The following is a 12,178-nucleotide window of genomic DNA, read 5'->3' as shown; positions in this document are numbered from 1 at the left end:
ATATATTATGGAAATAACTATTACAGATACAAATGACAACTTTGAAAGTTGGCTAAATAAAGAATTTGTTACAAAAGAATTGAAAGAACTAATTTCAAATGCTTCAATTCTAATTGTTCCTTTTGAAAATCTTAGAGAGACAACAAATCCTTTACTATTTCCAATTGGGACAGAAGAAATTCTAAGATATTTTAAAGAAAAATTACCGCAAGAACATTTTATTGACATTTGCATTACAGACGAAGATTATCAAGAATTTGCTTTTTATAGTGACTATAAAAGAATTGGTAATTTTATTATTACAGCTGTAGCTGTTCCAATTTTTGTTACTATTTTATCTTCATATGTTTATGATAATTATATAAAAGAAGACAATTCTCAACCACAAATACAAATAATAAATAATTCTACACATACAACAATTGACAATTCTACACATACAACAATAAATAATCCAGTTAGTAAAGTGACAGAAAAAAAGTTTTTAGAACCAACTCATGTTAAATTTTCTGTCACAGTTGTTGATACCGCAGGAACTTCAAAAAATATAAGCTATGAAGGTCCAGCATCAGAAATTGATACCGCATTAAAATCATTGAAAAAATATGAAGAATAATGAAATTGTAGACAAACTGAATAATATTCATCTTCAAAACTTTTCTATAGAAGACTTGGACGAAGAAATACAAAATCAAAAACTAATATTTGTAGCAGAAGGAAAACAAGATGAGGCTAAATTATTATGGATTAATCAGACTATTCTTGAAATTCATAAACTTTATAGAAATGCATTTGAGTTAGTTAAAAATAAATCATACTATCAAGCTTGGTGTCAATTGGAAAGAATTGAAATAACGATTCATAGCTTAAAGAAACATTTTACCTATAACAAAGAGCAATATTTTTTATGGCATATAGAAAAATGCACTAAAAACCTACAGATTTTATATCCATATAGACTTTTTGCAAGTTCCGAAATTTTAAAAAAGAAAAAAATATGTAGTGTATGCGATAAAGAAATTTCAATTAGAAATTTTTGTGGACATATTGTAGGGGAAATTTATAATGGTGAAATGTGCCATCGAATTGTAACAGAATGCGAAATATTAGGCATTTCGATTGTTGAAAACCCAGGAAATAAATTTTCTGTAATGTTTTTAAAAGACGAAAAGACAAATGAACAAATCGACCAATATAATTACGACACTCTTGATTATTTATTTGAGATGATCAATTCACCATATGAAATTTGGGATTTAGAAATAAGCCAAAAGGAGTCGAAAATTGTAGATTACAAAAATGTTGGTAGAAATGACCTCTGCACTTGCAATTCAGGTAAGAAATTTAAAAGATGTTGTTTGCTCAAAATTGGAAAGAAATACCCCCATTATGAATTTATCCTGACCAATCCAAGTAGCAAAACATTATTGACAAATACATTAAGAAACAGAAAAGCCAGCCACTAACACACGCTACAAGCAATTTGGGTACTTGGCTTAATGGAAAAATTGGTTTGTATTTGGAAGATTTGGCAAGTCCGAAAATAGGGCTTAATTTAGTCCCAAACTACTTGTAGCGCGGGAACGTCAGGCTGTGAAAAAACCTCCTTTTTTCATTATTCCCATAAAAATTAACGACACTACAATTCAAATAAAGCCTTCTGAGAAGGGTATTTTTTTAGGCTGCAAATTTCTCGGGATAAAAATTAGTTGTTGTATTAAGCTTTAAATACCTCCTTTTTATTAAAAACAAGACTTTTGCCTTGTAGGGTGAATTCCATTTTTGAAGTTTTGCAATAAGTTCGGGAACGCCCAGTATATTGATACTGCGTTTGATGTTATAGACCAACATAATTAAGCTGTGTTCTCCGTTTACTTTTTCCAATCCTGTTAAATTAGTGTGATTATAGCCCCATTGCCGTTTGATAGTCCCAAAGATATGCTCGTTGATTTCCTGACGCTTGCGGTAGAGCTGTGGATTTGCGTGATAACGTTTGTTGTTTTCTTCTACGGCATCAGCATATTGACTGCGGTCTATATCTCGTCCAGCCACTCTGCTGGTACATAACTGCTTTACGGGACACTCCCTGCACTTGGATGTTCGGTATCTCTTGAATTCATAACTATCGCTATCGGTTTTCTTGTGCCAGTGACCTGTGGTTTTAAGCGTTTCTCCCTCAGGGCAAGTGTAGGTGTCGGTGGTTTGGTCGTATTGGAACTTCGAGATCAAATAACCCTCAGCTATCCTTTCTTTATTTTTCCCCTGTTCGGGCTGTGCTACAATTGTAGTGATGTTCGCTTTTTTGCAGATTTCTATTTGTTTGCCATTATGATAGCCTTTGTCCACTAATGCAGTATAAGTTTCAATTCCTAAATTTTCTTTGGCTTCTATGGCAATGGCAGATAAAGCGCTACGATCGTTCTTGTTGATCGTATGAGTGGCTACCACAAGATTGTGTTTGGCATCGACTGCAGCCTGCATATTAAATGAGATTTCAACCACTTGCCCTTGCACTAATAGGGCTCTGGCATCGCTATCGGTGGTGCTTATTTGAGGTTCGCCACTTGCTTGTAGTTTTTCTTCCAGTAATTCATAGCGGATTTTGTTTTGTTTTAAACGTTCTATTTTCTGCTTGATGTTTTTGATTTTTTCAGGGTTATGCTTTGCATCATTTTCTTCCAAAGCATCAAGGTATTGCTGGGTTTTGATTTCGATATACTCTAAATGTTTATCTATTTTCTTTTGATTGAAATTAGCTTTACGGCTATTGTGCGCTCGGCTTTTAGTTCCATCAATAGCAATGGTTTCCCCTGCTATTAAATCGGCATCTTTCAAGAAAACGACAAAGAGTTTGAACAAGTTTTTTAATGCTGCAGGATTGTTCTTTCTAAAATCAGATATGCTGTGGTAGTTCGGTCGAATGTCTTCTAACAACCACTGCATTTCAATGTTTCTAAAACATTCTTTTTCCAGTTTGCGGCTACTTCTTAATCCATTGAGATAGCCGTATAAATAGATTTTCAAAAACACTTTGATATTATAGCTCGGTCGACCTTCTGATTTAATAGAAGTAACTGTAAAACCAAGTTTTTCCAAATCTAAAAAGGTTACAAAAGCATCTATAAAACGTACTTGATTATCGGCAGATATTGCATCTTCTAAACTTGAAAAACGCATTTGTTGGCGGGAAATTCCTTGTATATGTTGCATTACGAAAAATACGAAAAATCCTGTTTTTAAACAATACTTTTCTATATTTGTTTACAACAAAACGGAAGTTTTTTCACAGACTGACGTTGGTGGTCAGCTTCGAGGAACGAAATACCGAAAATATGGAATTAGAAAAAGAATTAAAGTCAGAAATTGACTTTATGTTGACAGAATTACTAAAAGGTAATGCTTGTTCTGACAATAAAGAAAATACTGAATTAAGAAAAAAATCAATCAGGCTATGTAAAGCATTAAACTTGATAAATCTTTCAACAAATGGTAAGCAGTACGAACTATCAGAAAAAGCAATATATGTTTTTAATGATGGAGGAATTGAAAAATTTTTATCAAACAATAGTTCTGAAAAAGATTTAGATATTACGATAAAACAGTTAACAAGTAAAAGATTAAAATATGATATTCTGTATAACATAATATATGTTTTTATTGGTGGATTGATCGGAGGAATAGTAACGTTGGCACAACCAGATAATTCAAAAGAATATATAAAAGAATTGCATAAATTGGCATCCGACAAAGCTGAACGTGGTGATAGTTTTCAAAAACGTCTGAACGATAAGAGCATTGAAATACTTTCTTTAAAAAAAGAAATAGATTCTTTAAAAAATAAGCCATAACATAAAAATTAAAATTGTGTTTACTTAATATCGGTGGAAACACGAAACCGAAAATAAAGCCGAACCACCAACACACGCTACAACGGATTTGGGCAATAGGCTTAATGGAAAATTGGTTTTGTATTTGGGAGATTTGGCTAATCCGAAAAATAACGCTATTTTAGTCCCAAACCCGCTGTAGCGCGGGAACGTCAGGCTGTGAAAAAACTAAAATCAACGTCTTGAGAATCTCATATTTGAGATTTTTCTCCGGTAGCTCTCCGAATACTTTCTAAATTTGAAGAGGTTTTTTCACAGACTGACGTTAGCCGTCAGTTTGGTGGAGCGTGAGAAAAAAAGTAAATAAAAAAACAATTTATGAGATTTTTAATTATCCTATTATTTATTTTATGTGGTAAAATTTACTCACAAGAAGTATTGAAAAATTCTGAAGTATTTAAACAAGATAATTTAGTTTATAAAACTGAAAATTCACAACTTTTTACTGGCAAGACTCAAAGTTTTAAAAATAATAATCATTTACTTTTAGAAAGAGAATACATAAACGGAATATTGAGAAAATATATTATTTATTTCAATGGAAAAGAGCAAATTGTTTCAGATGAAGAATATTATAATGAAAATGGAAACTTAGAAAGGAAAATAAGATATTCACTTGACCATAAAATAAATTGGAATAAATATTATGATGAAAATGGAAATAAAATTCTTGAAGAAGATTATAAAAATGGAATTTTAATTTATCGTTGCTCTTATTCAAATGGTAAGAAAAACGGAACTGTTTTTTCAATAAACAAAAATGGAGAAAAAAATGAATGTAAATATGAAAATGGTAAATTAATAAAAAAACCGAACGGCTAACAGGCGTTTGGCAAGATTGCGAATTTTGTGGTGAATTCACGTTTATTTCTCGCAAGAAATTTTATCTTTAACAGAAAATAATCGATTCCGAAGCTCGCAACCTCGCATTCTATGGCAAAATCCAAGTAAAAAACGCTAAAATTATGCTGCAAATTTTTGAATGTTTACATAAGGTGTTCCGCGGTTAATAGTTGCAAAAATTCGCCCCAATAGTTTGCATCTTATATTATTTAAAACCAACATTTTCGATTTCCCTTCGCCTACTTTCCGTGCATAATATTGTTTGAGTTCCGCGTCGTGTTTTTTGCTATTTAAAGCACACATATTCAGTAACGATTTTAGTTTTTTATCTGCTAGATGATTGACCTTTGTCCTTCCTTTTATAGAACTTCCAGAACTGTATTGAAATGGAGCCACTCCAGCATAACAAGCCACTTGTCGCCAGTTTTCGAAGGATTGAAACGATTTGGTAACTAAGATAATATACAAGGCAGTTTGTGGCCCAACCCCTGGAATACTTTGAATGAGCTCGTTCTGCAATTTGAGCTGCTCATTGGATTGAATGATTTCTTTCATTTTCCTTTCTACTTTTTCGATTGCTTTTTGAAGTTGTTTAATAACTACTTTATTAATTTTTAAAACATCACCCATAGCTTCTTTGGGAATATAACCGATTCCTTCACTGGTACTTCCAATGATACGCAAGCTTTTAAGTAGTTTTTCACGTTCTGTAAAAAGTAATTTAAGTTCCATTAATGATAACTCTGGAAGCTGTGTTAATCGCAACTTGTGCAAATGTGTTAAGGTATAAAATGCAATATCTTTAGAGTCATTTTTATCAGTTTTCCCTCTGGAGATTCCTTTGCTGCGTTTGATTTCAATGGCGGGAATCATCCAATAATCGATCTTGTACCGTGTCAAATAACATCCCAAAGGAAGTGAATAAACACCCGTATCTTCAAAGCTGATCAACACCTCTTCTAAAGCAATTTTTCGATTGTTTAGCTGCTTTACAATCTCTTTAATTCCTTTGTTGTCGTTACTTACCACAAAGTGAACTATTTTCTTTCCTAATGGCTTCTCAAGAAAAGTGACGTCTAATTTTGACTTAGAAACATCAATCCCTACAAAAAATAAATACTTTTTCATACATTTGATTTTAAGTGAAATAAAAAGTTGAATTTGCTTTAAAGCCTTTATTAGACCCGTTGTCTATCATTCTATTTGAAGCCATTCAACAAAACTCAAGGAGGAGCAGAAGACTAATGCGAGGTATGGATCATGAGTCTGGCCAAGCGCGTAGTTCACTTCTGCTTTCCTTTGAGAAATTTACAAAATTTATGCTTTACAAAGTAAAGGCCAAGCTGCGGGACGTCAGGCTGTGAAAAAACTAAAATCAACGTCTTGAGAATCTCATATTTGAGATTTTTCTCCGGTAGCTCTCCGAATACTTTCTAAATTTGAAGAGGTTTTTTCACAGACTGACGTTAGCAGGCATTTTACAAACGAAAATATAGATGAAGAAAACACTCCTGCTAATAATAGTAATTCTGAATTTCTCTTGTAATAATAAAAAGTTTTATAAAGAATTTTACCCAGATGGAAATCTAAAATTAAAAATTGCTTTAGACAATAAGGGAATCCGAAATGGGGAATTTGAAGAATATTACGAAAGTGGAAAACTAAAAGGAAAAGGAAAATATTTCAAAGGAATAGTAAGCGATTCAGTGTTTATATATTACGAAAATGGCTCGGTTCGAGAAAAAGGTGTTTTTTACAATGGACACAGACAAAATTGGTGGAAAGTTTTTGATAAAAATAATAAAATATTGAAAGAAGAAGAGTATTATGAGCTTAATGACAGTGCATCTAAAAATCAATATATTCTCTATAACTCAAATGGAAAAATCAATTATTCTAAAAGTTCTTTTTTTAAATTCAAAATTCCAGACACACTAAAAATTGGTAAAAATTTAATTGATACAAACGAATATTTCACTGATAAAAAAGGAGATCGTAATTTTCATTTTATTTTAATTATAATTGATAATAAATATTCGAAAGATGAAATTAAAAAAGACACTTTTAGAAACGATATTAAAAATGGACGAGTTAATCCTTGGTTTGGGGTTAACGCATACAAAAAAGGAAAAATGAAAATAAAAGGAAAAATCCTAGAAAAATATTTGCATTACAAATTAATTTCAAACGATTCTGCAGATGCTACAATTTTTACTCAAAGTCAATATTTTGAAAAAGAAGTATTTGTAAAAGATAAATAAAAACCGCCTATAACAGATGCTACAACGGATTTAGGCAATTGGCTTAATGGAAGATGGTTTTGTATTTGGAATGATTTGGCAAATCCGAAGAATGAGCTTAATTTAGTCCCAAACCCGCTGTAGTACCAGAACGTCAGGCTGTGAAAAAACCTCCTTTTTTCATTATTCCCATAAAAATTAACGACACTACAATTCAAATAAAGCCTTCTGAGAAGGGTATTTTTTTAGGCTGCAAATTTCATTGGATAAAAAATATACGTTGTATTAAGCTTTAAATACCTCCTTTTTATTAAAAACAAGACTTTTGTCTTGTAGGGTGAATTCCATTTTTGGAGTTTTGCAATAAGTTCGGGAACGCCCAGTATATTGATACTGCGTTTGATGTTATAGACCAACATAATTAAGCTGTGTTCTCCGTTTACTTTTTCCAATCCTGTTAAATTAGTGTGATTATAGCCCCATTGCCGTTTGATAGTCCCAAAGATATGCTCGTTGATTTCCTGACGCTTGCGGTAGAGCTGTGGATTTGCGTGATAACGTTTGTTGTTTTCTTCTACGGCATCAGCATATTGACTGCGGTCTATATCTCGTCCAGCCACTCTGCTGGTACATAACTGCTTTACGGAACACTCCCTGCACTTGGATGTTCGGTATCTCTTGAATTCATAACTATCGCTATCGGTTTTCTTGTGCCAGTGACCTGTGGTTTTAAGCGTTTCTCCCTCAGGGCAAGTGTAGGTGTCGGTGGTTTGGTCGTATTGGAACTTCGAGATCAAATAACCCTCAGCTATCCTTTCTTTATTTTTCCCCTGTTCGGGCTGTGCTACAATTGTAGTGATGTTCGCTTTTTTGCAGATTTCTATTTGTTTGCCATTATGATAGCCTTTGTCCACTAATGCAGTATAAGTTTCAATTCCTAAATTTTCTTTGGCTTCTATGGCAATGGCAGATAAAGCGCTACGATCGTTCTTGTTGATCGTATGAGTGGCTACCACAAGATTGTGTTTGGCATCGACTGCAGCCTGCATATTAAATGAGATTTCAACCACTTGCCCTTGCACTAATAGGGCTCTGGCATCACTATCGGTGGTGCTTATTTGAGGTTCGCCACTTGCTTCTAGTTTTTCTTCCAGTAATTCATAGCGGATTTTGTTTTGTTTTAAACGTTCAATTTTCTGCTTGATGTTTTTGATTTTTTCAGGGTTATGCTTTGCATCATTTTCTTCCAAAGCATCAAGGTATTGCTGGGTTTTGATTTCGATATACTCTAAATGTTTATCTATTTTCTTTTGATTGAAATTAGCTTTACGGCTATTGTGCGCTCGGCTTTTAGTTCCATCAATAGCAATGGTTTCCCCTGCTATTAAATCGGCATCTTTCAAGAAAACGACAAAGAGTTTGAACAAGTTTTTTAATGCTGCAGGATTGTTCTTTCTAAAATCAGATATGCTGTGGTAGTTCGGTCGAATGTCTTCTAACAACCACTGCATTTCAATGTTTCTAAAACATTCTTTTTCCAGTTTGCGGCTACTTCTTAATCCATTGAGATAGCCGTATAAATAGATTTTCAAAAACACTTTGATATTATAGCTCGGTCGACCTTCTGATTTAATAGAAGTAACTGCAAAACCAAGTTTTTCCAAATCTAAAAAGGTTACAAAAGCATCTATAAAACGAACCTGATTATCGGCAGATATTGCATCTTCTAAACTTGAAAAACGCATTTGTTGGCGGGAAATTCCTTGTATATGTTGCATTACGAAAAATACGAAAAATCCTGTTTTTAAACAATACTTCCCTATATTTGTTTACAACAAAACGGAAGTTTTTTCACAGACTGACGTTATAGCCAATGGTGGGACGATTGTAATAAATAACAAAATATGGGACTTACAGATCTTAAAAAAGAACTAAAGAAACTCGAAAAAGAAAAACTCATCGACCTTATTGCTGACTTGTATAAAAAGAACAAATCGGTAAAAGAGTTTTTAGATTTTTATGTAAGTCCTGACGAGAATGAACTGTTCAAAAAATATCGAAACAAAGTTTTCGAAGCATTTTTCCCTAAACGTGGTTACAGCTATAAACTCAAAGACGGCAAACAAGCAATTAGTGACTTCAAAAAACTTGAACCAGCTACGGAACTATTAGCCAACCTTATGCTGTTTTATGTTGAGTCAGGTGTAAAATTTACGAATGACTTTGGTGACGTAAATGAAGCATTCTACAATAGCTTATCAACAACATTCGTTGATGCTTTGAAAATGATGGACAAAGAAAATCTTCTAAGTGCGTTTGAAGAACGGGTAGAAAAAATAGTAGATGACACAAGTGGAATTGGATGGGGTTTCCACGATTATTTAGTTCAAGTTTGGTTTGACTTTTACCCGAGTGATAACATGGATGATGATGAATGTGAAGACTTACAAAGAGAAAGTGAAAATAATTAAAATAAGCGTAGAACCACTGGCTATAACAGCCACTACAACGGATTTGGGTATTTGGCTTAATGGAAAAATGGGCTTGTATTTGGAATATTTGGCAAAACCGAAGAATGGGCTTAATTTAGTCCCAAACCCGCTGTAGTGCCAAGACGTCAGGCTGTGAAAAAACCTCCTTTTCCAGTTAAAACCTCTAGATTTTACTCTACTGTAATTCAAATAAAGCCTTATATTGAATCACTTTTTTTAGGCTGCTAATTTCTCGGGATAAAAATTAGTTGTTGTATGAAGCTTTAAATAACTCGTTTTTAGTAAAAACAAGACTTTTGCCTTGTAGGGTGAGTCACTACTGAAGTCTGGGAATATAAAATTGAAATAAGTAAATAACCATTTACATTTTGAACTAAATAAAATGGTTACAGAAGCAACTTTTGTTTGGACAAAAAAAGACATTTAAATAAACCACATCTAACAAGAACGTTAGCAATAAAATTTTATGAAATACACATTCAAGATAATCATTGGGCTTTTATTTTTCAATAATTCATTCGCACAGCAAATTGACACCCTAAAAGTAATCGTCTTGTCACCATATAAAATAGAGGTTGCCGACAACTATTTGACTGAATATAATAAATTAAAAAAAGAAATATTAGAAAATCGCAGTGCTCTAAAAGAGCAAAAAACAAAAGACAAACAAGCAAACATAGAAGAATTTAACAAACAGCCTGATTACACAAAAGTTATGTTCGAGAACGAACTTAATTTTTACGACAGCCTTACCATTGATAATTATGTTGCAACGATTGTTAGGGAATATATTGCATACAGGCTTTACAAACCATTTAAAATAAAACCAAGAATTATATTGGTATCAACGATAACCTCAACCTCAGATAAGAAACAATATTCAGAGATTGCAAATAACAAAAAAAACTTCTTCATTATAAATTTCCCTAAAATGAAGTTTTACAAAGAAAAGGGTGAACTTAAAGTACAGACAAATATTGAATTGTATTCAGCTAAAACAAATGAAATTTTATTATCCAAAGATAATATTGGTCTTTCCAAAGGTGGTTTAACAGATTATCCTATGTGTTCAGGAGATAACTGGGACTGCGCAATCGTAAACTCAGTTTATCCAAATTTAATTGACGTACTAAGGATTATAGCTGAAAAGAATGCTGAAGTAAAATGATATCAATACTAACAGCTTTCGTGGACATTTAGTAGAATTATCGTTTTAAATTCTATATTCGTAAAACAGAGAATACGTTGATTGAAATTACGAAACTTTTACAAAGCCCAATACTACTATTCAAAATACAAATAAATTATGATCAAAAAATTAACTTTTTTAGCCATCATTATACTGTCTTTTTGTGTAAATGCACAAAAAAGCCTGATATCCGATTTTCAAAAGGCAGACATTCTTTTAAAAACTAACAATATTGATTCGGCATACTTCAAATTCAAAATACTAGAACAGACAATTCCCAAAACCGATACCCTTTACAAATACTCCCTGTGGTATTACACACTGACTACAAGTCAATTGGAATACGAAAACAGACTCAATGAAAAATTTGACAAATCTTTAAAATTGGGCATTGAAGCATTAGCAGCTATCGAAAAAGGAATCCCTTTATTTGATGCAGAATTTGCCAAACGCAAATATTTTATGATCAAAAACATTGTTGTGTCAAACTTTGGCTTAGGAGATTTTAACGAAGGAAAAAAATGGAAAGAAAAATTATACCAGGCAAAAGAAAAAAAAGAACTTCCGGAAGGATTAGATGAAAGCTTTAATTTTGACTTTTTTAGGTTCGAAAATAAAAAATTTGGGCTTACGAATGGTTTCATCCATTACCAAAAGACAGATTTAGCAGTACGTTTACAAAAGTGGTATATTACGTTTACAGCACAGACGAAAATGGTAACGACAAAGACCAGCTTTATAGATTCCATGTTTTAATGTTTCATGGGAGTAACTTAAATTTCGATTATGTACTGACAAAAAAAATCGAAACCGCTCAAAACGAATCCAGCGGAACACTCTATGCATACACATACAAAGAGGATATTGACTTTGCTCAGCTGCAGCTCGATATTAAAGAGGCTTTAAAAGGAAACTTAAATCCTAATACAAGAAAACTTCAAAATCAAAAGTAATAGTTCTCCAATCTGGTACTCGTCTGTGAAGAGTACTTATTACATTATTGAACAAGATCAGGCCGTACTAGACTGAAGTTAACTAACATTACTTAAAAACCGAATCCAAAAGCAAAAAAATCATGAAAAAACCAAAACTGAGATTTGTAACTCAAAAAGCGATTGAAGAATTGACGAGAGATTTAAATTTTGCATTTGATTTGGAGGATTATCAGGATTGGGAATTTATTGTTGGGAAATCAGAGAACATAGAAAAGTATATTAAACATTACAATTTCGAAATTGACGACGATAATAAATTTGCGTTAATGGAAATTATAATTCAAGCAATTGAAGAACAAGAAAAAGATAATGATTTTGTAAAGTATTCAGAGATTGTTCAAAAATTGCTTTCAGAAAACTTTCAACTACACGAGCATTCAATATTTTATTGGTCATGTTTTGACAATGAAAACCTGGAAGATTGTTGGAGAATAACACCATTAATGAGAAGCTTGTGGAAAAAACGGAACGTCGGCTAATATAGGTTTGGGATTGATAAATACGTCAATCGAAATTATGGAGATAACTTTAA

At 32.5% G+C, this 12,178-nt stretch carries 13 protein-coding genes; 10 read left to right on the top strand and 3 right to left on the bottom strand.

The window, feature by feature from the left end; genetic code table 11:
* The first annotated feature begins 7 nt into the window (after window positions 1-7).
* A complete protein-coding gene (locus tag BXU10_RS06095) occupies window positions 8-616 on the top strand; it encodes a hypothetical protein (RefSeq protein WP_078226575.1) in 609 nt (202 codons plus the stop codon).
* Entirely contained in the window at window positions 606-1,466 is an 861-nt protein-coding gene (locus BXU10_RS06090) for a YecA family protein (RefSeq protein WP_078226573.1), read from the top strand. The genes BXU10_RS06095 and BXU10_RS06090 overlap by 11 nt, the downstream gene beginning before the upstream one ends.
* A gap of 211 nt (window positions 1,467-1,677) precedes the next feature.
* Here BXU10_RS06090 and BXU10_RS06085 read toward each other — a convergent pair whose 3' ends face one another.
* Window positions 1,678-3,210, bottom strand: coding sequence for an IS1182 family transposase (locus tag BXU10_RS06085; RefSeq protein ID WP_223255397.1), 1,533 nt, complete (start codon window positions 3,208-3,210; stop codon window positions 1,678-1,680).
* A 122-nt stretch (window positions 3,211-3,332) separates the two neighbouring features.
* Here BXU10_RS06085 and BXU10_RS06080 point away from each other — a divergent pair, with 122 nt between their 5' ends.
* Both BXU10_RS06080 and BXU10_RS06075 read left to right on the top strand, forming a co-directional pair.
* Complete coding sequence (locus BXU10_RS06080) at window positions 3,333-3,848, top strand: hypothetical protein (protein WP_123921959.1); 516 nt, start codon at window positions 3,333-3,335, stop codon at window positions 3,846-3,848.
* Window positions 3,849-4,205: 357 nt separating this feature from the next.
* On the top strand, window positions 4,206-4,709 hold the full coding sequence (locus tag BXU10_RS06075) for a hypothetical protein (RefSeq protein ID WP_123921958.1): 504 nt from the start codon (window positions 4,206-4,208) through the stop codon (window positions 4,707-4,709).
* 141 nt (window positions 4,710-4,850) lie between these two features.
* On the opposite strand, the gene BXU10_RS06070 is transcribed toward BXU10_RS06075, so the two are convergent.
* Entirely contained in the window at window positions 4,851-5,858 is a 1,008-nt protein-coding gene (locus BXU10_RS06070; RefSeq protein ID WP_078225959.1) for a transposase, read from the bottom strand.
* A 368-nt stretch (window positions 5,859-6,226) separates the two neighbouring features.
* Between BXU10_RS06070 and BXU10_RS06065 the strand changes: the two genes are divergently transcribed.
* Window positions 6,227-6,991, top strand: a complete 765-nt coding sequence (locus BXU10_RS06065) for a toxin-antitoxin system YwqK family antitoxin (protein ID WP_078226569.1) — start codon at window positions 6,227-6,229, stop codon at window positions 6,989-6,991.
* 224 nt (window positions 6,992-7,215) lie between these two features.
* Here BXU10_RS06065 and BXU10_RS06060 read toward each other — a convergent pair whose 3' ends face one another.
* Window positions 7,216-8,748 carry an IS1182 family transposase gene (locus BXU10_RS06060; RefSeq protein WP_223255396.1) on the bottom strand — a complete coding sequence of 511 codons (1,533 nt, stop codon included), beginning with the start codon at window positions 8,746-8,748 and terminating at the stop codon, window positions 7,216-7,218.
* Window positions 8,749-8,874: 126 nt separating this feature from the next.
* Here BXU10_RS06060 and BXU10_RS06055 point away from each other — a divergent pair, with 126 nt between their 5' ends.
* From BXU10_RS06055 to BXU10_RS06035, 5 genes are all read left to right on the top strand, one after another.
* Window positions 8,875-9,441, top strand: coding sequence for a DUF6155 family protein (locus BXU10_RS06055; RefSeq protein ID WP_078226568.1), 567 nt, complete (start codon window positions 8,875-8,877; stop codon window positions 9,439-9,441).
* Window positions 9,442-9,928: 487 nt separating this feature from the next.
* The gene (locus tag BXU10_RS06050; protein WP_078226566.1) at window positions 9,929-10,630 is read left to right on the top strand and encodes a hypothetical protein; all 702 of its coding nucleotides are present in this window, start codon (window positions 9,929-9,931) and stop codon (window positions 10,628-10,630) included.
* Window positions 10,631-10,768: 138 nt separating this feature from the next.
* A complete protein-coding gene (locus BXU10_RS06045; protein WP_078226565.1) occupies window positions 10,769-11,407 on the top strand; it encodes a hypothetical protein in 639 nt (212 codons plus the stop codon).
* Window positions 11,407-11,604: a hypothetical protein gene (locus BXU10_RS06040; RefSeq protein ID WP_078226563.1), complete on the top strand. Its 198-nt coding sequence runs from the start codon at window positions 11,407-11,409 to the stop codon at window positions 11,602-11,604. Before BXU10_RS06045 ends, BXU10_RS06040 begins: the two co-directional genes overlap by 1 nt.
* Window positions 11,605-11,726: 122 nt before the next feature.
* A complete protein-coding gene (locus BXU10_RS06035) occupies window positions 11,727-12,125 on the top strand; it encodes a hypothetical protein (protein WP_078226561.1) in 399 nt (132 codons plus the stop codon).
* Window positions 12,126-12,178: the final 53 nt, after the last annotated feature.

Origin of the sequence: Flavobacterium sp. LM4 (genome assembly GCF_002017935.1) — a bacterium.
In the GTDB taxonomy this organism is placed as follows: Bacteria; Bacteroidota; Bacteroidia; order Flavobacteriales; family Flavobacteriaceae; genus Flavobacterium; species Flavobacterium chungangense.
Note: the sequence above shows the minus strand (reverse complement) of the source record. Positions and strands in the feature narration are given on the sequence as shown.

Bases quoted from the DNA above. Each gene is read 5' to 3' on its own strand.
- BXU10_RS06080 (WP_123921959.1), top strand. From the start codon at position 3,333: ATGGAATTAGAAAAAGAATTAAAGTCAGAAATTGACTTTATGTTGACA.
- BXU10_RS06045 (WP_078226565.1), top strand. From the start codon at position 10,769: ATGATCAAAAAATTAACTTTTTTAGCCATCATTATACTGTCTTTTTGT.
- BXU10_RS06050 (WP_078226566.1), top strand. From the start codon at position 9,929: ATGAAATACACATTCAAGATAATCATTGGGCTTTTATTTTTCAATAAT.
- BXU10_RS06090 (WP_078226573.1), top strand. From the start codon at position 606: ATGAAGAATAATGAAATTGTAGACAAACTGAATAATATTCATCTTCAA.
- BXU10_RS06055 (WP_078226568.1), top strand. From the start codon at position 8,875: ATGGGACTTACAGATCTTAAAAAAGAACTAAAGAAACTCGAAAAAGAA.
- BXU10_RS06075 (WP_123921958.1), top strand. From the start codon at position 4,206: ATGAGATTTTTAATTATCCTATTATTTATTTTATGTGGTAAAATTTAC.
- BXU10_RS06040 (WP_078226563.1), top strand. From the start codon at position 11,407: ATGTTTCATGGGAGTAACTTAAATTTCGATTATGTACTGACAAAAAAA.
- BXU10_RS06065 (WP_078226569.1), top strand. From the start codon at position 6,227: ATGAAGAAAACACTCCTGCTAATAATAGTAATTCTGAATTTCTCTTGT.
- BXU10_RS06060 (WP_223255396.1), bottom strand. From the start codon at position 8,748: ATGCAACATATACAAGGAATTTCCCGCCAACAAATGCGTTTTTCAAGT.
- BXU10_RS06085 (WP_223255397.1), bottom strand. From the start codon at position 3,210: ATGCAACATATACAAGGAATTTCCCGCCAACAAATGCGTTTTTCAAGT.
- BXU10_RS06035 (WP_078226561.1), top strand. From the start codon at position 11,727: ATGAAAAAACCAAAACTGAGATTTGTAACTCAAAAAGCGATTGAAGAA.
- BXU10_RS06070 (WP_078225959.1), bottom strand. From the start codon at position 5,858: ATGAAAAAGTATTTATTTTTTGTAGGGATTGATGTTTCTAAGTCAAAA.
- BXU10_RS06095 (WP_078226575.1), top strand. From the start codon at position 8: ATGGAAATAACTATTACAGATACAAATGACAACTTTGAAAGTTGGCTA.